The 22,384-nt window shown below is 64.9% G+C and carries 23 protein-coding genes; 19 read left to right on the forward strand and 4 right to left on the reverse strand.

Going from position 1 to position 22,384, the window contains the following annotated elements; genetic code table 11:
- Positions 1 to 26 precede the first annotated feature (26 nt).
- Positions 27 to 608, forward strand: coding sequence for a hypothetical protein (locus tag RMET_RS06870; RefSeq protein WP_011516126.1), 582 nt, complete (start codon positions 27 to 29; stop codon positions 606 to 608).
- Between the two features lie 120 nt (positions 609 to 728).
- On the forward strand, positions 729 to 1,937 hold the full coding sequence (locus tag RMET_RS06875) for a cystathionine beta-lyase (protein ID WP_024570889.1): 1,209 nt from the start codon (positions 729 to 731) through the stop codon (positions 1,935 to 1,937).
- Positions 1,938 to 1,961: 24 nt separating this feature from the next.
- On the opposite strand, the gene RMET_RS06880 is transcribed toward RMET_RS06875, so the two are convergent.
- The 4 genes from RMET_RS06880 to serB form a co-directional block, all read right to left on the reverse strand.
- Positions 1,962 to 3,593, reverse strand: a complete 1,632-nt coding sequence (locus tag RMET_RS06880) for a PepSY-associated TM helix domain-containing protein (RefSeq protein ID WP_011516128.1) — start codon at positions 3,591 to 3,593, stop codon at positions 1,962 to 1,964.
- A 19-nt stretch (positions 3,594 to 3,612) separates the two neighbouring features.
- Entirely contained in the window at positions 3,613 to 3,903 is a 291-nt protein-coding gene (locus RMET_RS06885) for a hypothetical protein (RefSeq protein WP_011516129.1), read from the reverse strand.
- Positions 3,900 to 4,199: a hypothetical protein gene (locus RMET_RS06890; protein ID WP_024570888.1), complete on the reverse strand. Its 300-nt coding sequence runs from the start codon at positions 4,197 to 4,199 to the stop codon at positions 3,900 to 3,902. The genes RMET_RS06885 and RMET_RS06890 overlap by 4 nt, the downstream gene beginning before the upstream one ends.
- Positions 4,200 to 4,400: 201 nt before the next feature.
- A complete protein-coding gene (gene serB, locus RMET_RS06895) occupies positions 4,401 to 5,255 on the reverse strand; it encodes a phosphoserine phosphatase SerB (protein WP_011516131.1) in 855 nt (284 codons plus the stop codon).
- 313 nt (positions 5,256 to 5,568) lie between these two features.
- Between serB and RMET_RS06900 the strand changes: the two genes are divergently transcribed.
- The 17 genes from RMET_RS06900 to aceA all read left to right on the forward strand — a co-directional run bounded on the left by RMET_RS06900 (position 5,569) and on the right by aceA (position 22,289).
- The gene (locus RMET_RS06900; protein WP_008649171.1) at positions 5,569 to 6,576 is read left to right on the forward strand and encodes a sulfate ABC transporter substrate-binding protein; all 1,008 of its coding nucleotides are present in this window, start codon (positions 5,569 to 5,571) and stop codon (positions 6,574 to 6,576) included.
- A gap of 239 nt (positions 6,577 to 6,815) precedes the next feature.
- Positions 6,816 to 7,853, forward strand: a complete 1,038-nt coding sequence (locus RMET_RS06905; RefSeq protein ID WP_011516132.1) for a sulfonate ABC transporter substrate-binding protein — start codon at positions 6,816 to 6,818, stop codon at positions 7,851 to 7,853.
- Positions 7,854 to 7,880: 27 nt separating this feature from the next.
- Positions 7,881 to 9,044 carry an FMNH2-dependent alkanesulfonate monooxygenase gene (gene ssuD / locus RMET_RS06910; protein ID WP_011516133.1) on the forward strand — a complete coding sequence of 388 codons (1,164 nt, stop codon included), beginning with the start codon at positions 7,881 to 7,883 and terminating at the stop codon, positions 9,042 to 9,044.
- A 12-nt stretch (positions 9,045 to 9,056) separates the two neighbouring features.
- The gene (gene ssuC / locus RMET_RS06915; protein WP_008649165.1) at positions 9,057 to 9,863 is read left to right on the forward strand and encodes an aliphatic sulfonate ABC transporter permease SsuC; all 807 of its coding nucleotides are present in this window, start codon (positions 9,057 to 9,059) and stop codon (positions 9,861 to 9,863) included.
- 43 nt (positions 9,864 to 9,906) lie between these two features.
- Positions 9,907 to 10,779, forward strand: coding sequence for an ATP-binding cassette domain-containing protein (locus tag RMET_RS06920; RefSeq protein ID WP_175582382.1), 873 nt, complete (start codon positions 9,907 to 9,909; stop codon positions 10,777 to 10,779).
- A 51-nt stretch (positions 10,780 to 10,830) separates the two neighbouring features.
- The gene (locus tag RMET_RS06925; RefSeq protein ID WP_011516135.1) at positions 10,831 to 11,658 is read left to right on the forward strand and encodes an EAL domain-containing protein; all 828 of its coding nucleotides are present in this window, start codon (positions 10,831 to 10,833) and stop codon (positions 11,656 to 11,658) included.
- Complete coding sequence (locus tag RMET_RS06930; protein ID WP_011516136.1) at positions 11,655 to 12,320, forward strand: RBBP9/YdeN family alpha/beta hydrolase; 666 nt, start codon at positions 11,655 to 11,657, stop codon at positions 12,318 to 12,320. Before RMET_RS06925 ends, RMET_RS06930 begins: the two co-directional genes overlap by 4 nt.
- Positions 12,321 to 12,471: 151 nt before the next feature.
- Positions 12,472 to 13,407 (forward strand): sulfate ABC transporter permease subunit CysT, encoded by a 936-nt coding sequence (gene cysT / locus RMET_RS06935; protein WP_008649158.1) that lies wholly within the window; start codon positions 12,472 to 12,474, stop codon positions 13,405 to 13,407.
- A 1-nt stretch (position 13,408) separates the two neighbouring features.
- Entirely contained in the window at positions 13,409 to 14,326 is a 918-nt protein-coding gene (gene cysW, locus RMET_RS06940; protein ID WP_011516138.1) for a sulfate ABC transporter permease subunit CysW, read from the forward strand.
- Entirely contained in the window at positions 14,323 to 15,426 is a 1,104-nt protein-coding gene (locus RMET_RS06945; protein WP_011516139.1) for a sulfate/molybdate ABC transporter ATP-binding protein, read from the forward strand. Before cysW ends, RMET_RS06945 begins: the two co-directional genes overlap by 4 nt.
- Complete coding sequence (locus tag RMET_RS06950) at positions 15,423 to 16,373, forward strand: CysB family HTH-type transcriptional regulator (protein ID WP_011516140.1); 951 nt, start codon at positions 15,423 to 15,425, stop codon at positions 16,371 to 16,373. Before RMET_RS06945 ends, RMET_RS06950 begins: the two co-directional genes overlap by 4 nt.
- 242 nt (positions 16,374 to 16,615) lie before the next feature.
- Positions 16,616 to 17,788: a sensor histidine kinase gene (locus RMET_RS06955; protein ID WP_011516141.1), complete on the forward strand. Its 1,173-nt coding sequence runs from the start codon at positions 16,616 to 16,618 to the stop codon at positions 17,786 to 17,788.
- Between the two features lie 25 nt (positions 17,789 to 17,813).
- Positions 17,814 to 18,635 carry a LytR/AlgR family response regulator transcription factor gene (locus RMET_RS06960; protein WP_011516142.1) on the forward strand — a complete coding sequence of 274 codons (822 nt, stop codon included), beginning with the start codon at positions 17,814 to 17,816 and terminating at the stop codon, positions 18,633 to 18,635.
- Between the two features lie 80 nt (positions 18,636 to 18,715).
- Positions 18,716 to 19,216 (forward strand): ribonuclease E activity regulator RraA, encoded by a 501-nt coding sequence (rraA, locus tag RMET_RS06965; RefSeq protein WP_029308091.1) that lies wholly within the window; start codon positions 18,716 to 18,718, stop codon positions 19,214 to 19,216.
- Between the two features lie 3 nt (positions 19,217 to 19,219).
- Positions 19,220 to 19,636 (forward strand): gamma-glutamylcyclotransferase family protein, encoded by a 417-nt coding sequence (locus tag RMET_RS06970; RefSeq protein WP_011516144.1) that lies wholly within the window; start codon positions 19,220 to 19,222, stop codon positions 19,634 to 19,636.
- A 91-nt stretch (positions 19,637 to 19,727) separates the two neighbouring features.
- The gene (locus tag RMET_RS06975) at positions 19,728 to 20,690 is read left to right on the forward strand and encodes an alpha/beta fold hydrolase (RefSeq protein WP_011516145.1); all 963 of its coding nucleotides are present in this window, start codon (positions 19,728 to 19,730) and stop codon (positions 20,688 to 20,690) included.
- Between the two features lie 303 nt (positions 20,691 to 20,993).
- The gene (aceA, locus tag RMET_RS06980) at positions 20,994 to 22,289 is read left to right on the forward strand and encodes an isocitrate lyase (protein WP_008649123.1); all 1,296 of its coding nucleotides are present in this window, start codon (positions 20,994 to 20,996) and stop codon (positions 22,287 to 22,289) included.
- Positions 22,290 to 22,384 lie beyond the last annotated feature (95 nt).

Below are 22,384 nucleotides of genomic sequence, written 5' to 3' on the forward strand. Positions count from 1 at the left end.
TTCTGCTTTGCCTGTTGGCCGTCGCGATGCTGTCTCTCCCAATTGCAGCGCGCGCGGCAGACGGAGCCGTTGTATCGACGGGGCAGGCGGTGGACGGGCAGGGCGGTGGGCTCGGTATCAATGACGCCATTCGTGCCGGTGAGGCCAAGCGGGGCACCTCGCTGTCCACCGGCTCGGCGGGCCCATTGTCACCGCGCCCCGAGTACGCGAAGTATCCGGTCTATACCGGCACGCTCGGCGACAAGCCGGTGCGATTGCGGGTGGCCCCGAAGACCGATACACGGGACAGCCTCCAAGGCGAGTATTCGATCGGGGATGGCAAGAGCGTGCGGCTGCTCTCCGGCGAATGGGAGGATGGCAGCTTCCTGATGGAAGAGTCGGACGACGGCACGCGCGTATCCGGCAATTGGGAAGGGCAGATCGACCAGCAGGGCGTGGTGCGAGGTACCTGGACCGATGCGCTCAACCCCGCGATCATCCTGCCGTTTGTTATCCGGCCGCTTGGCGGCTTCCTGGTGATCCCACCATTCGATAACCGCCAGGGCAGCGGCGCGACGTACGCCCCACCTTCGCCCAAGTCATCAATCTCGACTGAGAAGCCGCGCTGAATCCCCATCGGGCTCGGCTAGTCCGTCCGTCCTGACCTGACGTGTTTTCGCCGGCCTCGCACGTGGCCTGACTGGCATTTGCTGGTAAGCTCGAACGCCTGATTCGACTCCTCCAGGGAAATCGCCGTGTCCGCTTCCGACTCGTCCCGTTACATCAAGACCATTGCCGTCCAGCCAGAACTGGACATCGCGCCGGGCTTCGATTCGTTCTCCACGCCGACCTACCGCGGCTCCACTGTCGTCTTCCGCAACCTTGCCGAACTGCGCGCCTATGGCGACCGCAGCAAGACCTACTGGCGCTATGGCCTGCACGCCACGCCGACCAGCGAGGCGCTTTGCCAGCAACTGGCGCAGATCGAAGGTGGCCGTCACACGCTGCTGTTCCCGTCGGGCCTGGGCGCCATTTCGCTGGTCTATTTCGGCCTGCTGCGTACCGGTGACGATGTCCTCGTCCCAGAAAACGTCTACGGACCCAATCGCGATCATGGCGACTGGATGGCGCGGGAGTTCGGTATTACCGTGCGCCCGTATCATCCGTCGGTCGGCGCTGGAATCGCCTCGATGATCCAGCCGAACACGCGTCTGATCTGGATGGAATCGCCGGGCTCGGTCACGATGGAAGTGCCTGACACCGAGGCGATCGTGGCCGCCGCGAAGGCACGTGGTGTGCTGACCGCGATCGACAACACCTGGTCTGCCGGCGTCTACTATCGGCCGTTCGAGAAGGGCATCGATATCTCCGTGCAGGCGCTGACCAAGTACCAATCCGGTGGCAGCGATGTACTGATGGGCGCCGTGATCACGCGGGATGACCATCTCCACGACCGCCTCAAGCGCACCCGCATGCTGATGGGCTGGGGTGTCTCCGCCGACGATTGCTACCTGGTCCTGCGTGGGCTGGCGAGCATGCCGGTGCGCCTGGCCGCTCACGACCGCGCAGCGCGCGAGGTGGCCGAATGGCTGACGAAACGTCCGGAGGTCGCGCGTGTGCTGCATCCGGCATTGCCCGATTGCCCCGGCCATGCCGAATGGCTGCGGGATTTCAGCGGGGCGAGTGGTCTGTTCTCGATCATTCTGCACAGCCGCTATACGCGCGAGCAGGTCGATGCGTTCGTCGAGGCGCTAAAGCTGTTCGCGATTGGCTGGTCGTGGGGCGGTGCGCACAGTCTGGCTGTGCCCTATCACGTCGACACAATGCGCCCGGCTGGCACGTGGCCGCCCGCTGGATGGGAGAACGCCGGCGAACTGGTGCGGCTGTATATTGGTCTGGAAGACACCCGCGACCTGATCGCCGATCTGAAGCAGGCGCTGGAGTCTCAGCTGCGCTGACGAGCCAGAATGCGCCCGGACGCGCTAGACGCGTTCGAGCGCCGCGGGTTCTTCTGTCTTTTGGGTATTGGGTGATGCGCTACGCAGCGCCCATACCGATTCTGCCGGCCCGCCACGGGCGCGGCGTAGTGTGGCGCGGGCCAGCGCGACATATCCGGCGGCCAGCGCGATCGCGCCAATGTCGAAGCCCGCCACGGCCCAGCGGCCGTTGAGTGCCGCAACGATAAAGTGGTCGCCGGTCAGGATGGCATTCGACAGCGGCACGCTCAGCGTGGCGATCGCCGCAATCCACAGCAATTCCACGGCCGCGCGTGCGGGATGGCGAATCAGGGCCCAGCCCACGGATGCGATGAAGGCGGGCCAGAACACATGGCTGACGGCCTGATCCGGCCAAAGCAGCGCAGCCGGGAAGCACAGCGCAACGCCGATACAGGTGCCGATGCACACCCCAACCGTCGCCTGGGCGAGCAGTCGATGCACGCGAGGCTGTTCGGCCTGCCGCGTTTTGCGGCGTGTTTCGATCCACAGCAGATTGCCCGAGTAGAACAGGAACGCACCCGCCAGCCCCGCCAGCAGATAGACGATCCGCATGGCCAGGTCGCCATACGTGCCGTAGTGCAGCGCGAACATTGCGCTGTAGACCATGTGGTTCGTGTCGCGCGCGCCGGCGGTCTGGTTGGCGATCAGCTTGCCCGCCTCGGGCTCGGCTGCCGCGGCGTGAATGCCCACCGATCCGCCGTTGCCGAGCGTCCGGGTGCTGTCCCCGCGGACTTCGGCCAGCGCGTTCGCGTCACCGTAGTGCTGGAAGCGGATGGCTTCCGGCGTGAACCGATCGCCACCGTGTTCGCGGGCGATTGCCAGCAGTTGCGCCGCCGGCATCGTGGGGGAGGGGCGGCCTGCGGCGGTCACCTCGGGCGTGGCGCCTGTGACGCGTGGCACTACCTCCATCAACTTGCCGTCGAACGTCAGCACGTTGAAGACCATCACCATGATCAGTGACAGGCAGAAGAATGCGCCGGTGATTGCGAATATCAGGTGGAACGGCAGGCTGAACAGGCCAAGCACATTGTGCGTGTCCATCCAGAAGCGCTTGAGGTTGCGTCCCGGGCGCACCGCGAAGAGATCCTTCTTCAGACGCGGCAGATGTAACAGCACACCGGATACCAGCGCCAGGCCGTACAGGATCGAGATCACGCCCATGAAGTACATGCCGTTCATGCCCAGGCCGAGCGAGTAATGCAGGGCGTTCAGGAATGCCGAGAGTTCGCCGGTTGCATGGTCGAGCGAGGTATCGTTCCGCGCGGCGGCATCGCCGTTCAGGCGCGTGCCGTTCATCGTCTGCCAGGCGCCGGACTTGTCCTGCCAGTATGCGTTGAAGTCCGGTTCCTCCTTGCTCGGCAGGCCAACGTAGACACTGTTGGCGGCATCAGGGTGCGCGGCGATGAGTTGCTGTACGAAGGCATCAACGGCAGGGCCGTCGACCTGGACCTCCGTGACGTGCCGGCCTTCCAGCCGGGCAGGGTTCTGCCACACGTGCAGTTCGTGGTGGAAGACCGTGATCGCCCCGGCGAAGAACGCTATGAACAGCGCCCAGCCTGCCATCAGGCCGACCCAGGTATGGAGCGTATTGAATACACGCAGGGTGTTGGGTTTCATGCGGATGTCCCGGAGAGTCTCAGGCGCCCGAAAGCGGGGAGGCAGGCGGCATGAGGTGCATCACCCGTACGCCCCAGAGTACGCCGTAGCAGATCAGGTTGGCGCCAAGCAGCCAGAGCCACGCCGAGCGGCTCGATGCGAACAGCAGGCTCAGGCAGATGATCGCCACCCAGAGCATGAAACCGAGCATGATGGCCACCACCACACCGCTTTCCCGGCCACCGGGCAGCCAGAGAATGCCAAGCGTGCACAGGGCGATTGCCAGCGGCAGGCCCAGCAGCGACCCTGCAAGCCATCGGGTTCCCATCATGGCGTGTTCCTTTCCGCGACGGTGAGGCGCGTGGCGGAGCGCCGCTTCTGCATCCACGTGCCAATGAACGGCCAGACGGACAGGCAGCAAGTCATGGTGACCAGTGTGCTGGCGATGGCTACCGGCCAGCCTTCCGGCACGCTCATCGTCCACGCGCTGGCGAGCGTCAGCCCAAGGCCGAGCCAGCAGGACAGGTGCGGGCGGATCGGCGCAGCGCGGGTGAGAACCTGGTTGGGCGCGGCCAGATAGAGGCAGGCGGCGCCTGCCAAAGCGAGAAGTACGGCCAACACCTGCATGAATTGAGCTTTTGCGGATCGACAGAGAACGAAATAATAATGATTCGTATTTAATTGATCAAGCGTGGTAACGCGTGGAAGGATTGGTGAAGTGGCTGAAGAGGCGCTCGACGCCAGCGATGCGGCGAGGCTTGGGGATGACAGGGAGTGGTGCAGCAGACGGTGTCCGGCACCAGCAGCCGGACACCGGAAGGCGGGGACTTAATGCGGGAACAGATTCAGCAGGCCATCCAGGCCGACATGGTTGAACGCCACGCTTGCCTGCGCGCGCACCACGGGCTTGGCGCGGAATGCCACGGAAAGGCCGGCTACGGCCATCATCTTCAGGTCGTTCGAGCCGTCACCCATCACGATCGCCTGCGACGGATCGGCGCCGATCTGTTCGCACACCTCGCGCACCGTGCGCGCCTTGACGTCGGCGTTCACGATCTCGCCCACCACGTTGCCCGTCAGCTTGCCGTCGACGATCTCGAGCGTGTTGGCGCGGGTGAAGTCCAGCTTCAGGCGCGGCTTGAGCTTGTCGGTGAAGTGGACGAAGCCGCCGGAAACCAGCAGCGTGCGCAAGCCCAGCGCCTGGATGGTCTGCAGCATGTTCTCGGCGCCGGGCGACAGGCGCAGCCGTTCGTCGTACACGCGATCCAGCACGCTGGCGTCCAGGCCCTTGAGCAGCGCCACGCGGCGACGCAGGCTTTCGTTGAAATCGGTGATCTCACCGCGCATCGCGGCTTCGGTGATGGCCGACACCTCGGCCTTGAGGCCGCAGAAATCGGCGATCTCGTCGATGCACTCGATCGTGATCAGCGTCGAGTCCATGTCCATCGCCACCAGGCGGAAGTCCGACAGCTTGCGTCCACCCGGTACCACGGCCCAGTCGATGCCACGTGGCGCGCACGCCGCGTCGAGCGCTTCGCGCAGCGCGGGCGTCAGCGGCGCGCAATCGTCCGCGGTGGCCACGTTGTCGGCGCGGCGCTCGAAGGCGGAGGCGCCGGCAACGGTGCGCAGGGTGTCGAGGTCGGCATTGGCGAGCGGGGACAGGCTCTGGAGAATCAGCGGCATGGCGGGGGTAGGCAGGCGATGCGGGCGTCGCAGGGGTCGCGGGAGTTGAGAGGGCGAGCGGAAGCGCGCGGGAAAGGCGGTATTGTAACCAAGCCTTCCTTCCTGCTTCCGCCTTGCGCGGATATGTCGATATTGCCGTCCGATCTTATGCGGATTTCGTGCATGGATCGGCGAAACCATTCGTTCCGTTCAGATAGGCCCGTCGGTAGCCTTTCTCCCTGACACAAGCCCCGTGCTGCGGCGTGGGGCCCAAAACAGCAGGGCGCAAGATTGCCAACGCGCCACTTCACGACACCTGACGGGAGCAATACAGATGATTCGCAAACTGGCCATCGGCCTCGCCGTTCTTTCGGTACTCGGCGCCGCACAGACCGCCTCGGCCAACACCAACCTGCTCAATGTCTCGTACGACCCCACGCGGGAGCTCTACGTGGATGTGAACGCCGCGTTCGCCAAGGCCTACAAGGCGCAGTCCGGTGACGCCGTGACGATCCGCCAGTCGCATGGCGGCTCGGGCAAGCAGGCCCGCTCCGTGATTGATGGGCTGGATGCCGACGTGGTCACGCTGGCGCTCGGCTACGACATCGACGCCATTGCCGACAAGGGCCTGATCAAGCCCGACTGGCAGAAACGCCTGCCGCACAACGCATCGCCGTACACGTCGACGATCGTGTTCCTGGTGCGCAAGGGCAATCCGAAGCAGATCAAGGACTGGAACGACCTGATCAAGCCCGGCGTGCAGGTGATCACGCCGAACCCGAAGACGTCGGGCGGCGCGCGCTGGAATTACCTGGCCGCGTGGGGCTATGCGCTGCGCCAGCCGGGTGGCAATGAGGCCAAGGCCAAGGAATTCGTCGGCGCGCTGCTCAAGAACGTGCCGGTGCTCGATTCGGGCGCACGTGGCGCCACCACGACCTTCGTCGAACGCGGTCTCGGCGATGTGCTGATTGCCTGGGAAAACGAGGCGATCCTGGCCATCAAGGAACTGGGTCCGGACAAGTTCGACATCGTCGCACCATCGGTCTCGATCCTGGCCGAGCCGCCAGTGGCCGTGGTCGACAAGGTTGTCGACAAGAAGGGCACCCGCAAGGCCGCCGAAGCCTACCTGCAGTTCCTCTACACCGAGGAAGGTCAGGAAATCGCCGCCAAGAACTACTACCGTCCGATCTCGGAGAAGGTGGCCGCCAAGTACGCGGCGAATTTCCCGAAGGTGAAGCTGTTCACGATCGACGAAGTGTTTGGCGGCTGGGCCAAGGCTCAGAAAGCCCACTTTGCCGATGGCGGTTCATTCGACCAGGTCTATCAGCCTGGCAAGCGGTAACACGCGCGGCCGGGGCGGCCACGCTGCCCCGGCGTGCCAGTTGAAGGAGCCCGAAGATGTCCGCAGTTCTCAAGGTTTCATCCCGCATCGCCACGCGGCGATGTCCCGCCTGACCTGATTCCCGATCCACCCCGTCTGCCTTGCCGCTCGTGAAGCCGGCAGGGAGGGGTGTTGCCCGCCGATTCGGGCACAACGCCAGGACCCAAGAACTTCAGATCTCAGAACGCAAGGACACCCGTATGTCATCGCCCATCCGCATCTCTCTTTTCCACAACTCGCTGCGCCGCCGTCTGCTGACCGGTGTGCTGGTGGTTGCCACCGGCCTTTCCTATGTGCTGTTTGCCGGGCCGGCCAAGGCCCAGTCCCAGACCGTCAATCCCAAGCTGCTGCGCATCGGCTATCAGAAGTACGGCACGCTGACGCTGCTCAAGGCGCGCGGTACGTTGGAAAAGCGTCTGGCGCCGCAAGGTATCACGGTCAAATGGACTGAGTTCCCGGCTGGCCCGCAGTTGCTGGAGGGGCTCAACGTTGGCGCGATCGATTTCGGCACGGTCGGCGAAGCGCCGCCGATCTTTGCCCAGGCCGCCGGCGCGCAACTGGCCTACATCGGCAATGAGCCGCCCGCGCCCACGGCGGAGGCCATCGTCGTGCCGAAGAACTCCACGATCAAGAGCGTGGCCGATCTGCGCGGCAAGCGCGTGGCGCTGAACAAGGGCTCGAACGTGCACTACCTGCTGGTGCGCCAGTTAGAGAAAGCCGGGGTGGCCTATGGCGAGATCCAGCCCGTTTACCTGCCGCCCGCCGATGCGCGTGCCGCCTTCGAGCGAGGCGCCGTCGATGCCTGGGTGATCTGGGATCCGTTCCTCGCTGCTGCCCAGAAGCAGCTCGATGCCCGTGTGCTGGTCGATGGCCGTGGCGCGGATGGCAAGAACGTGGTCAGCAACCACCAGTTCTATCTGGCGTCGCGCCCTTACGCGCAAGCGCGTCCCGAGGTGGTGACTGCGATTCTCGATGAACTCGCGCAACTGGGCCAATGGGCCGAGAAGCATCCGAAGGACGCTGCTGCCGTGCTGGTCAAGGAGACTTCGCTCGACCCCGGCGTGCTCGATCTGGCCGTGTCGCGATTCTCGTACGGGGCGAAGCCGGTCTCGCCCGAGGTCCTGGCAGAGCAGCAGCGCATTGCAGATGTGTTCCAGACACTCAAGCTGATTCCCAAACCGATCAGAGTTGCAGACGCTGCGTGGCAAGCCCCCACCACGCAACAGGCGCAGCGCTGATTTTTATCGACCCGCAGGAGGCACGACATGCAAGTTCTCTGGTTCATTCCCACCCACGGCGACAGCCGCTACCTCGGCACGTCGGAAGGCGCGCGCGAGGTCAGCTTCGACTATCTGAAGCAGGTCGCCGTGGCTGCCGACACGCTTGGCTATGACGGTGTGCTGATTCCCACCGGCCGCTCCTGCGAAGACCCGTGGGTGGTGGCATCGGCCTTGGCCGCCGTCACCCGCAAGCTGCGGTTCCTGGTGGCGCTGCGTCCGGGTTTGATGACACCGACACTGGCCGCGCGCATGGCCGCCACGTTCGATCGCGTGTCCAACGGCCGCTTGCTCGTCAATCTGGTCACTGGCGGCGATGTGGCCGAACTGGAAGGCGACGGCTTGTTCCTGAACCACGCCGAACGCTATGAGGCTTCGGCGGAGTTCATCCGCGTGTGGCGCGACCTGCTGGCCGCCAGCCACGAGAACGGCGAGATCAGCTTCGAAGGCAAGCACGTCACGGTCAAGGGCGCGCGCGTGCTGTACCCGCCGATTCAGCGACCGCATCCGCCGGTGTACTTCGGCGGGTCCTCCGAGGCTGCGCACGACCTCGCCGCCGAGCAGGTGGAGACGTACCTGACCTGGGGCGAGCCGCCCGCCGACGTCGCGAAGAAGATCGCCGACGTGCGCGCCCGCGCCGCGAAGCACGGCCGCACGGTGCGCTTCGGCATCCGCCTGCACGTGATCGTGCGCGAGACCGACGCCGCAGCATGGGCGGCTGCCGACGAACTGATCAGCAAGCTCGACGACCAGACCGTGGCACGCGCCCAGGCCGTGTTCGCGAAGATGGATTCGGAAGGGCAGCGGCGCATGGCGGCGCTGCACGCGGGTGGCACCCGTCGCACGCGTGAGGCGCTCGAGATCAGCCCGAATCTGTGGGCGGGTGTCGGACTCGTGCGTGGCGGGGCTGGCACCGCACTGGTCGGCGATCCGAAGACCGTGGCGGCACGCATCGAGGAGTACGCGGCGCTGGGTATCGATACTTTCGTGCTCTCCGGCTATCCGCATCTGGAGGAGGCCTATCGTTTTGCCGAACTCGTGTTCCCGCTGCTGCCGCGCAAGGTGCGCGACAAGTTGCCGGGGCAGGTGCTGTCCGGTCCGTTTGGTGAAGTCATGGCCACCGGCATCGTGCCGATCGCCTCGCAAAGCTGAGGGAGGCTGACCATGAGCGCGCCCCATTCCATTGCGCCACGCCGGATCGACTGGCGCCAGGCCGCCCGCGCGATTGCGCCGTGGATCGTCCCGATCCTGCTGATCGTCGTCTGGCAGGTTGCCTCGCAGGCGGGCTGGCTATCCAACCGCGTGCTGCCAGCACCGTTGGCCGTGGTCGAAGCGGCCTGGACGCTGGCCGCATCCGGCGAACTCTGGAAGCACGTGTGGATCAGCACATGGCGCGCGCTGGTCGGTCTGGCCATCGGCGGCGGTCTGGGTCTCGTACTCGGGCTGCTGACCGGCACGTTTCGCACGGCTGCCACGCTGCTCGACAGCACGCTGCAGATGGTGCGCAACATCCCGCCGCTGGCGCTGATTCCGCTGGTGATTCTCTGGTTCGGCATTGACGAGACGGCCAAGTTATTTCTGGTGGCGCTCGGCGTGTTCTTTCCGGTGTACCTGAATACGTACCACGGCATCCGCGCGGTCGACCCGGCGTTGGTCGAAATGGCGCGCAGCTATGGCCTGTCGGGCTGGCGCCTGTATCGCGAGGTGATCCTGCCCGGCGCGCTGCCCGGCATCCTCGTCGGCGTGCGGTTCTCGCTCGGGTTGATGTGGGTGATCCTGATCGTTGCGGAAACCATCTCCGCCCAATCGGGTATCGGCTACATGACGATGAACGCGCGCGAGTTCCTGCAGACCGATGTGGTGCTGGTGGGCATCCTGCTCTACGCGCTGCTCGGCAAGCTGGCCGACGTGCTGTCACGGGCGCTGGAGCGGCACTGGCTGCGTTGGCACCCCGGTTACCTGTCTGCCTGAACTCTGCCTGAGATCTGTTTGAAGGATGAAGGAGCTTGCGATGATGCATACGCATCCGGTGGAACAGGCTGCGCTGGCCTGGCTTGACGCGAATCTTGCCCGACGTGATGCGGCGCGCCCGGCCGCGCGTGCTTCGCACGGTGTCGGCGGCATCGCGCTGCATGTGGAGCAGGTTGTGAAGCGCTACAACGGGCGCGAGGTGCTGCACGGTGTGAACCTGCGTGCGGCGCCAGGCGAGTTCGTGGCGATTGTTGGTCGTAGCGGGTGCGGCAAGAGCACGCTGCTGCGCCTGGTGGCGGGGCTGGAGTCTGCGGACGCGGGCGCCGTGGCGCTCGACGGTCAACCGGGCGGCACGCCATCGAGTGTCCGCGTGATGTTCCAGGATGCGCGTCTGTTGCCGTGGAAGCGTGTACTCGACAACGTCGCGATCGGCCTGCCGCGCGAACGCCATGCCGATGCGGCTGCGTTGCTCGATCAGGTGGGTCTGGCGGATCGCGCCAACGAATGGCCGGCGCGGTTGTCTGGCGGCCAGCGTCAGCGCGTGGCACTGGCCCGCGCACTGGTTCACCATCCGCGCCTGCTGCTGCTCGACGAACCGCTCGGCGCGCTCGACGCGCTCACGCGGATCGAGATGCAGGCGCTGATCGAATCGTTGTGGCGCCGGCTCGGCTTCACTGCGCTGCTGGTGACCCATGACGTATCCGAGGCCATCGCGCTGGCGGACCGTGTGGTGCTGATCGAAGACGGACGTATCACGCTGGATCAGCAGGTGACGCTGGCACGACCGCGCCAGCGTGGCACTGCGGATTTTGCGCAAATCGAGGACACGGTGCTGCGCCGTGTGATGCGGCAGGAGTCTCCGGCCGCCTCCGATGCCGAACTTCACTTTCGCTCCGCCGAGGAGTTCCTATCATGAGCTTTCAGGCGATCCGCTCGCATCGAAAGCTGTCTTGAAGTCGAATCCATCATGACCATCGATTCCGCACTTGAACGCTATCTTCAAACGTTGCCCCGTGAACCCGTGCCTGGCCGCGAGCTGTGGCGTGACGTGAACGGGCAGGTGCAGGGCCAGTATTTCCAATGCTCGCTGACCAGCGCCTTCGAACCGCTGGTCACGCTGGCTGATCGCGGCGTAGTGGCGCACGAAGGGTCGATCCGTACCTATGCCGAGGATGGCGTGGGGCTGGCGGCGTGGAAGCTGTTTGCGATGGCCGCCGACGACACATCGCTGGTGTCGCTGGATCGCCTGACGCGGCTGGTCCATGCGATCAACTACTTCGCGGCCGATGGCGAGCACAAGCTCGTGCTCAATGTGCACAACCGTTTGCTGGCCGCGGTTGCGGACGATCATGGAGCGGCCTTCCGTCGCGCGCTGGAGTCGCTGGGTTTGCCAATCGGGCGCTTTGTGATCCAGGTGCCTGCCAGCGCGAACGACGACCTGCCGCTGCTGCTGCACGTGGTGGGCAACTACCGGCGCAATGGTTTCGCGGTGAGCCTGCAGGCATCCGACCCCGCCGAGGCCGGCGCCCTGATGGCGCACGCCATGCCGGACTGGCTCAAGCTGGACATGCGCCGCACGTGGACCGACCGTCAACTGAGCGGGCTACGCGCCAGCGCCGAGGGCGCCGGCGTGACGTTGATCGGCCGGCGCCTGCAGGACGACGAGGCCGTCGAGCGCTTGCAGAACGCGGGCATCGTGCTCGGGCAGGGCAGAGTGATCGCCGATGAACCGGTGCCGGCACGCGGATTGCATGTCCGGGCGGTACCGGAACAACACAAACTGGAGAGGGCATGACGATATCGAAGCTGCCGGGCGGGGTGTCCCGGCTGGAAGTGCCACGCGGCTTGCAGATCCTCACCGTGCCGGGCTTGCATGGCAGTGGGCCCGCGCATTGGCAAAGCCGTTGGGAATCGCGCTATCCGGACTGGCAACGCATCGAACAGCACGACTGGAGCCGGCCGAGCCTGCCGCTCTGGGCGGAGCGGGTGTCCGAGGGCGTCTCGCGCGCGTCGCGCGTGGCGCGGCACGGCGCGGTGCTGGTGGCGCATAGCTTCGGTTGCCTGGCGACGCTGCGTCAGGCGGTGCTCGATCCGGTCGGCATTGCAGGGGCGCTGCTTGTGGCGCCTGCCGATCCGGACAAGTTCGGCGTGGCAGCGCTGCTGCCCACATGGCGGCTGCCATTCCCGACCATCGTCGTCGCCAGCACCAACGACCCATGGATGTCGCAACGCACTGCCTTCAGTTGGGGCACGCTGTGGGGCAGTGAACTGGTTGATGCCGGTGCAGCCGGTCATATCAATGCGGACTCCGGCCTGAACGATTGGCCGCAGGGACAGGCCTTGCTCGCCACATTGCTGCAGCGGATCGAGTCGGATGGCCGGGTTCTATCCCTGGGTGATGGATCGACCACCTGGGATATGTCGATCGAAGTGACGCAGGCAGCGCCATATATCTAAAACGTCTAAAGAAATTCGTAAAGATTCGTTCTGTTTATAAGGGCGCATCTGCAAAATTTGTCTCGTAGGCCGGCGCGATATGCGCCGGTTTCATAAGGAAGCGTCGGATGCGGCACAAATGCCCGCCGGCACAAGACCAGACGAGACACGCATGCCTTCCACGATTTCCCTGGCGGACGCCCCCCCGCCGGCCGCCGAAGCACCAAGGCGGCCCGTATCCGCGAGCCAGCGCTTCACGGTGTTGCCGGGCTTTGGCCTGTCGCTCGGCTTCACGATCTTCTACCTGACGCTTATCGTCCTGATCCCGCTGTCGGCCACGTTCCTGAAGACGTTCACGATGACGTGGGACGCGTTCTGGACCACGGTTTCGAACCCGCGCGTGGTGGCGTCGCTGGAACTCAGCTTTGGTGCGTCGTTGGTGGCCGCGATCATCAACACGGTGTTTGGCCTGGTCGTGGCATGGGTGCTGGTGCGCTATCGGTTCTTTGGCAAACGGGTGATCGACGCGCTGGTGGACCTGCCGTTCGCGCTGCCCACTGCCGTGGCCGGTATCGCGCTGACCGCGCTGTTCGCGGGCAACGGCTGGATTGGCCGCTGGCTGGAACCGCTTGGCATCAAGGTGGCCTTCACGCCGTTGGGCGTGGTGGTGGCCCTGACCTTCATCGGCCTGCCGTTCGTGGTGCGCACGGTGCAACCGGTGCTCGAGGATGTCGAGCGCGAACTGGAGGAGGCCGCCGCGAGCCTGGGCGCTTCCCGGCTGCAGACGTTCTCGAGGGTGATCCTGCCCGCCATCCTGCCGGCGCTGCTGACGGGCTTCGCGCTGTCGTTCGCCCGTGCCACGGGCGAGTACGGATCGGTGGTGTTCATCTCCGGCAACATGCCGATGGTCTCCGAGATCGCGCCGCTGATGATCTACTCGAAGCTCGAACAGTACGACTACGCCGGTGCCACGGCCGTGGCCGTGGTGATGCTGGTGATCTCCTTCGTGCTGCTGTTGCTGATCAACCTGTTGCAAGCCTGGACGCGCCGTCACCAGAGCGGTGTCCGTGCCGCCGCGCTGCCCGATGGCAATCCGGAGGTGAACTGAGATGGCTGGTGCAATTTCCCGTCTGGGTGGCCCAGGTGCCCCAGGCGCCCCAAGTGCCCACGTACAGGCCGCGCAGTTCCCGCACGACGCCACTGGCGAATCACGCTGGGTGCGGTACGGGCTGATCACGGTCGCGGTGCTGTTCCTGGGGCTGTTCCTGTTCATCCCGCTGGCGTCAGTGTTCTATGAGGCGCTGCGCAAGGGTGTCGATACCTATCTGGCTGCATTGACCGAGCCGGATGCCGTGTCGGCCATCAAGCTGACGCTGACGGTCGCCGCGATCGCGGTGCCGCTCAATGTGGTGTTCGGCGTGGCCGCCGCGTGGGCCATCGCCAAGTTCGATTTCCGCGGCAAGAACCTGCTGATCACGCTGATCGACCTGCCGTTCTCGGTGTCGCCTGTGATCTCCGGCCTGATCTACGTGCTGATGTTCGGCGCGCAGGGTTGGTTCGGACCATGGCTGGAGGCGCACGACATCAAGATCATGTTCGCCGTGCCCGGGATCGTGCTGGCGACGATCTTCGTGACGTTCCCGTTCGTGGCGCGCGAGCTGATTCCGCTGATGCAGGCGCAGGGCAGCGAGGAGGAAGAGGCTGCCATCGTGCTGGGCGCTTCCGGCTGGCAGACGTTCTGGCACGTGACGCTGCCGAACATCCGCTGGGGCCTGCTATACGGCGTGATTCTCTGCAACGCGCGGGCGATGGGCGAGTTCGGCGCCGTGTCGGTGGTATCGGGTCATATCCGCGGCCTGACCAACACCATGCCGCTGCACGTCGAGATTCTCTACAACGAATACAACTTCGCGGCCGCGTTCGCGGTGGCGTCCCTGCTGACGCTGCTGGCGCTGGTCACGCTCGGTATCAAGACGCTGGTCGAAATCCGCGCCAGCCGGGAACAACTGGAAGGGCAGCCATCATGAGCATTCAGGTCAGGAACGTACACAAGCGCTTTGGCGATTTCGTAGCGCTCAACGACGTCTCGCTGGACTTCGCCGAAGGCGAACTCACCGCGCTGCTGGGGCCGTCGGGCTGCGGCAAGACCACGCTGCTGCGAATCATCGCGGGCCTGGAGCGCGCCGACGCGGGACAGGTGGTGCTGGCAGGGCAGGATGCCTCGACCCAGCACGTGCGCCAGCGCAATGTGGGTTTCGTGTTCCAGCATTACGCGCTGTTCAAGCACATGACCGTATTCGAGAACGTGGCTTTCGGCCTGCGCGTGAAGCCGCGCGGCGAGCGTCCGTCCGAGGCGAAGATCCGCGAGAAGGTGAAGTCGCTGCTCGAACTCGTGCAGCTCGACTGGCTTGCTGATCGCTTCCCCGCGCAGTTGTCGGGCGGTCAGCGCCAGCGCATCGCACTGGCTCGCGCATTGGCCGTGGAACCACGCGTGCTGCTGCTCGACGAGCCGTTCGGCGCACTGGACGCCAAGGTGCGCAAGGAACTGCGCCGCTGGCTGCGCCGGCTGCACGACGATCTGCACGTTACCAGCGTGTTCGTCACGCATGACCAGGAGGAGGCGCTTGAAGTGGCCGACCAGGTGGTGCTGATGAACCGTGGCAGCGTGGAGCAGTTCGGCACACCCGAGGCCGTGTACAACCACCCGGCCACGCCGTTTGTGTTCGGCTTCCTCGGCAACGTGAACCTGTTTCACGGCCGGCTGGAGGTGGGCGACAGCGGCGGCCTGCTGCACACCGGCGAGGCCGTGCTGCCCGTGGTCGGTAGCGGCCATGAGACCGAGGGCGATGCGGTGGCCTATGTCCGTCCGCATGATCTCGACCTTGAACGCTATGCGCCGGGCACCGACGGCATCGCGGTAACGCTGCGTCGCGCGCTGACGCTGGGCCCGGTGGCCCAGCTCGAACTCGAACGCGAAGACAACCAGGACGTGATCGAGGTGGCGCTGCCGCTCGAGCGCTTCCGCCATCATGGTTTCAAGGAGGGCGAACTGCTGGCGGTACGGCCGCGGCAGTTGCGTGTCTTCAATCAGGGCCGGACAACACAAGAACAGGGAGCGGCACGATGAATTTCCAGCAACTGCGATCGATTCGCGAGGCGGTGCGCCGCCAGTTCAACCTCACCGAAGTGGCCAACGCGCTTTACACGTCGCAGCCCGGTGTGTCCCGCCAGATTCGCGAGCTCGAGGAAGAGCTGGGTGTGGAGATCTTCGAACGCTATGGCAAGCGGCTGACCGGCCTGACCGAGCCCGGCCGGGAGATCGTCCGCATCGTCGAGCGCCTTCTGCTCGAAGCGGAGAACCTGCGCCAGGCGGGCGACGAGTTCGCCGGCCGCCATACGGGCCGGCTGACTGTCGCCACCACCCACACGCAGGCGCGCTACGCGCTGCCCAAGGTGGTGCAGAGCTTCCGGCGCGAGTATCCGCATGTGACGCTGGCGCTGCAGGAAGCGTCGCCGGCGCATATCGTCGAACTGCTGCTGACGGGGCAGGCCGATATCGGTATCGCCACCGAGGCCGTGGCCAGCGAAGCCGGTCTGACTTCGTTCGAGGCCTATAGCTGGCAGCACGTGATCGTGGTGTCGCCCGACCATCCGCTGACGCGGCTGCCCGAGCCGACGCTGGAGGACATCGCCAACTTCCCGCTCATTACCTACGACGCGGGCTTCACAGGCCGCCGCAAGATCGACGGTGCGTTCGCCGAGGCCGGCCTGCAGCCGGAGATCGTGCTGACCGCGATGGACGCTGACGTCATCAAGACCTATGCCGAGCTGGAACTGGGCGTGGGCATCATCGCGTCGATGGCGTATGACGCGCGCAAGGACGAAGGGCTGGTGCGGATCTCGGCCGACCATCTGTTCGAACCGAACGTCACCAGCGTGGCCGTGCGACGCGGCGCTTATCTGCGCGGCTACGCCCATGCGTTCATCAACATGTTCGCGCCGCACCTGTCGCGCGACACGGTCTCCACGGCCCTGGCCGAATCCGCGCATCGCCCGGCGCTGGCTGCTGCCTGAGTTGGCGGCCCCGGCAGGCGTCGGGGCCATCGCCACGTTTGGCGCTTTCCGCTCGCTTGTCGGGCTCCACTACCTTTCGCGCCATCTGTCGCCGGTTCGTCGCACGGCGCTTCCGTCCCGGGCCGGTCCGGCGTAAAGTGCCCCCATCGCGGCCCGGCGGTGTTTCCTTGCCCGGTCTTGCGCGATGCTGCAGTGCATCAGAGATTTGCACGCGGTACCTGTAGCGAGAGGAGGGAGAGAACATGCGCCTATCGTGCGCGGGCCCGTCGCGGCTCAATATTCTTTGGCGCGACCTGCTGTTCGTGCTCTGCATGAACACGGTGATCGCCGTCAGCCTCAACTACGGCTTCCGTACCGCCGGAACGCTGCTCCAGAATTTTGCCTACAGCCAGCTGATCGGTCTCTCGATCTGGGTGCTGATCGATATCCCCCGCGTCCTGATCTGGTGGAACGATCGTCCGCGTCGATGGCCGTTCATGTGCCTGGCCGTGGTGGCGGTGCCAATGGGCGTGGTGATGGGTAGCTGGGCGACACGCGAATTGCTGGGGCTGCCGGAGAAGTCCGCGGCGGAGACCGGCGACATGCTGCGCATGTGCCTGATCGTCGGGATGCTGGCGTCGGCGAGCATGATCTACTTCTACTGGTCGCGCGAGAAGCTGGCGTACCTGGAGCGGCAGGCCGCGCTCGACGCCTTGCAGCGCGAGGAAGCCGAAAAGCAACTCGTGCGCGCCCAGTTGATGGCGCTGCAGGCACAGATCGAGCCGCATTTCCTGTTCAACTCGCTGGCCAATCTCGACGGCCTGATCGCCACCGACCCCCGCGCGGCGCGCCAGTTGCTGCAGCGGCTGATCGGTTTCCTGCGCATGTCGTTGTCCCACACCCGCGCTGAGCATTGCACGCTGGCGCAGGAGTTCGAGTTGCTGCGCAGCTACCTCGATATCCAGGGTATGCGATTTGGCGCGCGGCTCGATTACGAGATCGACCTGCCGCCAGCGCTGGCCGAGGCGGAGATTCCGCCGATGCTGGTGCAGCCGCTGGTCGAGAACGCGGTGACTCACGGTATCGAGCCGTGCATGCGCGGCGGGAAGATCGTGCTGTCCGCGCGCGAGACTGGGGACGGCAGCCTGCAGGTGGTCATCGCCGACACCGGCGTGGGATTCAGCCAGGGCAATAAGGGCAGCAAGGGCGGTTCCGGGCTTGGCCTGACCCATGTGCGCGAGCGCCTGGCACGGATCTTCGGCGCAGCGGCCACGATGCAAATGGAAGAGAACACGCCACGTGGTGTGGTAGTGCGCCTGACGTTGCCGCTCCAGCGCGGTTTCGAACCAATGTCCGTACCGGTTCGCGCCGCTGCGGGCGCCGCCGATCTGCAACATGCGCCTGCCGGTGTGGCCCCGGCAGTTTCCCGATCCTGATTGCACAGCCTGACAATTCATCCCCATGTCTCCGACGCTGCTGATCGCCGACGACGAACCGTTGCTCGCGCGCGTGCTGGAATCCGAACTGAAGGCGCTGTGGCCAGAGGCCCAGATCGTCGCCGTGGTGCATGACGGCGTGGCGGCGCTGGAGGCCACGCGCGATCAGCAACCCGATGTGGCCTTCCTTGATATCCGGATGCCGGGTATGAGTGGCATGGACGTGGCTCGCGAGTTGATCGAATTCGACCGGCCGCCGCTGGTGGTGTTCGTCACCGCCTATGACCAGTTCGCACTAGAAGCCTTCGAGCGCGCGGCGGTCGATTACGTGCTCAAGCCCGTGCAGCATGAGCGGCTGGAAGCCACCGTCGGCCGCCTGAAGGCGCGCATGGCCGCCCGGATCGAAGCGGAGGAAGAGGGCGATGCCGATAGCGACATCGGCACGATGGTCGACACGGACCGATTGGGGCAATTACTGCAGCGGCTGGAAATGCTGGAGAGACCCGCACAGGCACGGGGCCAGTATCTGCGATTCATCAAGGCGTTGGTGGGGCAGGAGGTGCGCATCATCCCGGTGGACGAAGTGGTCTATCTGGAAGCCACCGACAAGTACGTGAACGTGGTGTCCAGCAACGGCGAGGCGCTGATCCGCACGAGCCTGAGGGAGTTGATGCAGCAACTCGACCCTGACCGTTTCTGGCAGATCCACCGCGGCACGGTGGTCAATATCGACTGCGTGGCCAGCGCGGCGACGCAATCGCTTGGGCGCCTGTCGCTCAAGCTGCGCAATCGCCCGGAATCGCTGGCGGTCGCCAGGCAGTACGCCCATCTGTTCAAGCAGATGTAGCGCGGCCGAGTGTCTCCAAATTCCTCTAAGATGACTGCCTCGTCAGTTCCCATCCAGAGGAGTCAGAGATGAAGCCTGTTATGAAGCCCGTAACCACCGATATTTGCGACGCCAATGAAGACCGCCTGGCCGATGGCTCCCTGCGCGTTCTGACGCCGGGGTTCCTCCATTTCGGCAAGCGCATGGCCTTTTCGGGGCCTGCCGTGACGCTCAAAGTGTTCGAGGACAACTCAATGGTGCGCGCCACGCTGGAAACGCCGGGTGCGGGTCGGGTGCTGGTAGTGGATGGGGGTGGTTCGATGCGTTGCGCGCTGGTTGGCGGGATGCTCGGCGTGCTGGCCGAGAAGAATGGCTGGGCTGGGATCATCGTGAACGGCTGCGTGCGGGATTCGGAAGAGCTCAAGGTGTGCGACGTCGGCATCCGCGCGCTGGGCGTGCATCCGCAGAAAAGCCAGAAGCGCAATGTCGGTCAGGAGGACGTGACCGTGCAGATGCCGGGTGCGGTCGTGCGGCCGGGCAACTGGATCTACGCGGACGCCGATGGCGTGCTGGTCTCCGACGAGAAGCTGGACGGGGCCTGAGCCATGCCGCGAGTGTTTGTCTATGGCACGCTGCGTGCCGGCGAGGTCAATGACCTGAATCGCGCTGCCACGCGCCACGGCATCGAGGCACCCACGCTGGTGGGTACCGGGACGATTGCCGGTCGGCTCTACGATTTTGGTACCTATCCCGGGCTGGTGCTCGATGCCGCCGCTGGCCCGGTTGCCGGGGACATCTACGACATCCCCGATGCGCTGCTGCCGGTGCTGGACGAGATCGAAGAGGTCTACCCCGGGCAGGCCACCTTGTTCGTGCGCGAAACCCAACCTGTGGCGCTGGCCGGAGCGGCGACCGACTGCCTGCTGTATCCGGTTGCCGATAGCGCGGTGACGGGCCTGGTGTGCATCGATAGCGGTGACTGGGTTGCCTATCGGCGCGCGCGGGACGCGGCGGCTGCCTGACGGCAGAAGAATCGCGTTTCAAACGCCGTTGCCCGGTGCGCGGCGGCGTTAGCATGGCCGACGATGACATCCTTCACTGTCAACGGACGCCATGACCCCTGTAGATTCCGCACATCCTGAGTTCCCTCCGCCCGCTCCGACACACTTCGCCGTGCAGTCCGGCCCAGTGAGGCTGGCTGCCACAGCGTGGGGCGATCCGGGCCATCCGGTGGTCGTGCTCGTGCACGGCTATCCGGACAACAGCCATGTCTGGCATGGCGTGGCGCAAGCCTTGGCCGGCCGCTTCCGTGTGGTGGCCTACGATGTGCGCGGTGCTGGGGCATCCGATGTGCCGGCTGGCGTGGCGGATTACCGGCTCGAACGCCTGGCCGACGACTTCATCGCTGTCATCGACGCGGTGTCGCCGGATCGGCCGGTGCATCTGGTGGGCCACGACTGGGGTTCGATCCAGGGATGGGAGTTCGTGACTGATCCGCGTCTCTACGGTCGCATCGCCTCGTTCACCTCCTGTTCCGGGCCTTGCCTCGATCACGCCGCCCGCGCGTTGCGCGAGCCGCCCCGGCACTGGGGCGCCACGCTGCGTCAGGCACTGGCATCGTGGTACATCGTGTTCTTCCATATTCCCGGCTTGCCAGAGTGGAACTGGAAACTCTGGCTGGGACGTAACTGGACGTTCTGGCTGCGCCGGACGGAAGGGCTCCATACCGCCGCCAACCCGACGCAGACCGCCGATGGCGTCCATGGCCTGCGCCTGTACCGCGCCAACATCAGAACCCGATTGCGTCATCCGCACAACCGCCACGCGCACGCGCCGGTGCAGGTGATTGTGCCGACACGCGACCGCTATGTGCGCCCCGCCGTGACGGAAGGCGTGGGACGCTGGGCCGCACAGTCGTGGCGGCGTCCCGTGGATGCCCACCACTGGTTTCCACTTGCCGATCCTCACCGCATGGCGGCAATGGTGCGCGAATTTGTCGACCATCTTCAGGGCGCGCCAGCGTCCCCCGCGCTGCAATCTGCACGTGTTACGTCGGAGGCAGGCAAAATTTCATAATGCGGAAAGATGTTTTGTTTCGCAAAAATACGAGCGTGCGGGGCACAAGAGGGTTTCTCATGATGAAAGATTGCTTGCCGTATGGTGGAAAGATTGATCTAAGTCACTGTTTGTAAAGAGATAAAAAACGAGGTGATCACCACATAAGTCGCTTGTTGCAACGCGGGAGTCTTCTCTACACTCTTATATAAGACACATGACTTGAGACGCGAAATGCACAGCGTCCGGGTCGCTCGGCAGATGAGTACGGTGGGTGTCACAGAATCCAACGCCAATCGCCTAGTTGTTATCAGGAGAGTGAACATGACGTCGCGCCAACAACAGATTGAAGCCCTGCAGAAGGATTGGGACACCAATCCACGCTGGAAGGGTGTGAAGCGCAACTTCACCGCCGAAGATGTGGTTCGTCTGCGCGGCTCGGTCCAGATCGAGCACACGCTGGCCCGCCGCGGCGCGGAAAAACTCTGGCACCTGCTGAACACCGAGCCGTTCGTCAACACGCTCGGCGCGCTGACGGGCAATCAGGCCATGCAGCAGGTCAAGGCCGGTCTGAAGGCCATCTACCTGTCGGGCTGGCAAGTCGCTGGCGACGCCAATCTGGCCGGCGAAATGTACCCCGACCAGTCGCTGTACCCGGCCAACTCGGTGCCAATGGTCGTGAAGCGCATCAACAACACGTTCCAGCGTGCCGACCAGATCCAGTGGAGCGAAGGCAAGGGCGACATCGACTACTTCGCACCGATCGTGGCTGACGCGGAAGCCGGTTTTGGTGGCGTGCTGAATGCCTTCGAACTGATGAAGTCGATGATCGACGCGGGCGCTGCCGGCGTTCACTTCGAAGACCAGCTCGCTTCGGTGAAGAAGTGCGGGCACATGGGTGGCAAGGTGCTGGTGCCGACCCGCGAGGCTGTCGCCAAGCTGACCGCAGCGCGTCTCGCCGCCGACGTCTCGGGCGTGCCGACCCTGGTGATCGCCCGGACCGACGCGGAAGCCGCTGACCTTGTGACTTCCGACGTGGACGAGCGCGACCAGCCGTTTCTGACCGGCGAGCGTACCGTGGAGGGTTTCTTCCGTTCGAAGCCCGGCATCGAGCAGTCGATCGCCCGTGCCCTGGCCTATGCCGAGGTGGCTGACCTTGTGTGGTGCGAAACCGGCAAGCCGGACCTCGAGTTCGCCAAGCGCTTCGCACAAGCCGTGCACGCGAAGTTCCCGGGCAAGCTGTTGGCCTACAACTGCTCGCCATCGTTCAACTGGAAGAAGAACCTCGACGACGCAACGATCGCCAAGTTCCAGAAGGAACTCGGCGCGATGGGCTACAAGTTCCAGTTCATCACGTTGGCGGGCTTCCATTCGCTGAACTACTCGATGTTCAACCTGGCCCACGGCTACGCCCGCAACCAGATGTCGGCATTCGTGGAGTTGCAGGAAGCGGAATTCGCCGCCGCGGAGAAGGGCTTTACCGCTGTGAAGCACCAGCGCGAAGTGGGTACGGGCTACTTCGACGCCGTGACGCAGACCATCGAAGGCGGCCAGTCGTCGACGACGGCGCTCAAGGGATCGACCGAAGACGAACAGTTCTTTGAAAAGAAGGTGGCCTGATCCTGGTTTGAGACAGTAGAAACCTGAGGTTGCAGTACGCAACGCCGCGTCGTCCGGTAGGGGACGGCGCGGCGTTGTCTTTGGTGCGTGCTGGC

It is taken from the genome of Cupriavidus metallidurans CH34 (assembly GCF_000196015.1).
Classification (GTDB): domain Bacteria; phylum Pseudomonadota; class Gammaproteobacteria; order Burkholderiales; family Burkholderiaceae; genus Cupriavidus; species Cupriavidus metallidurans.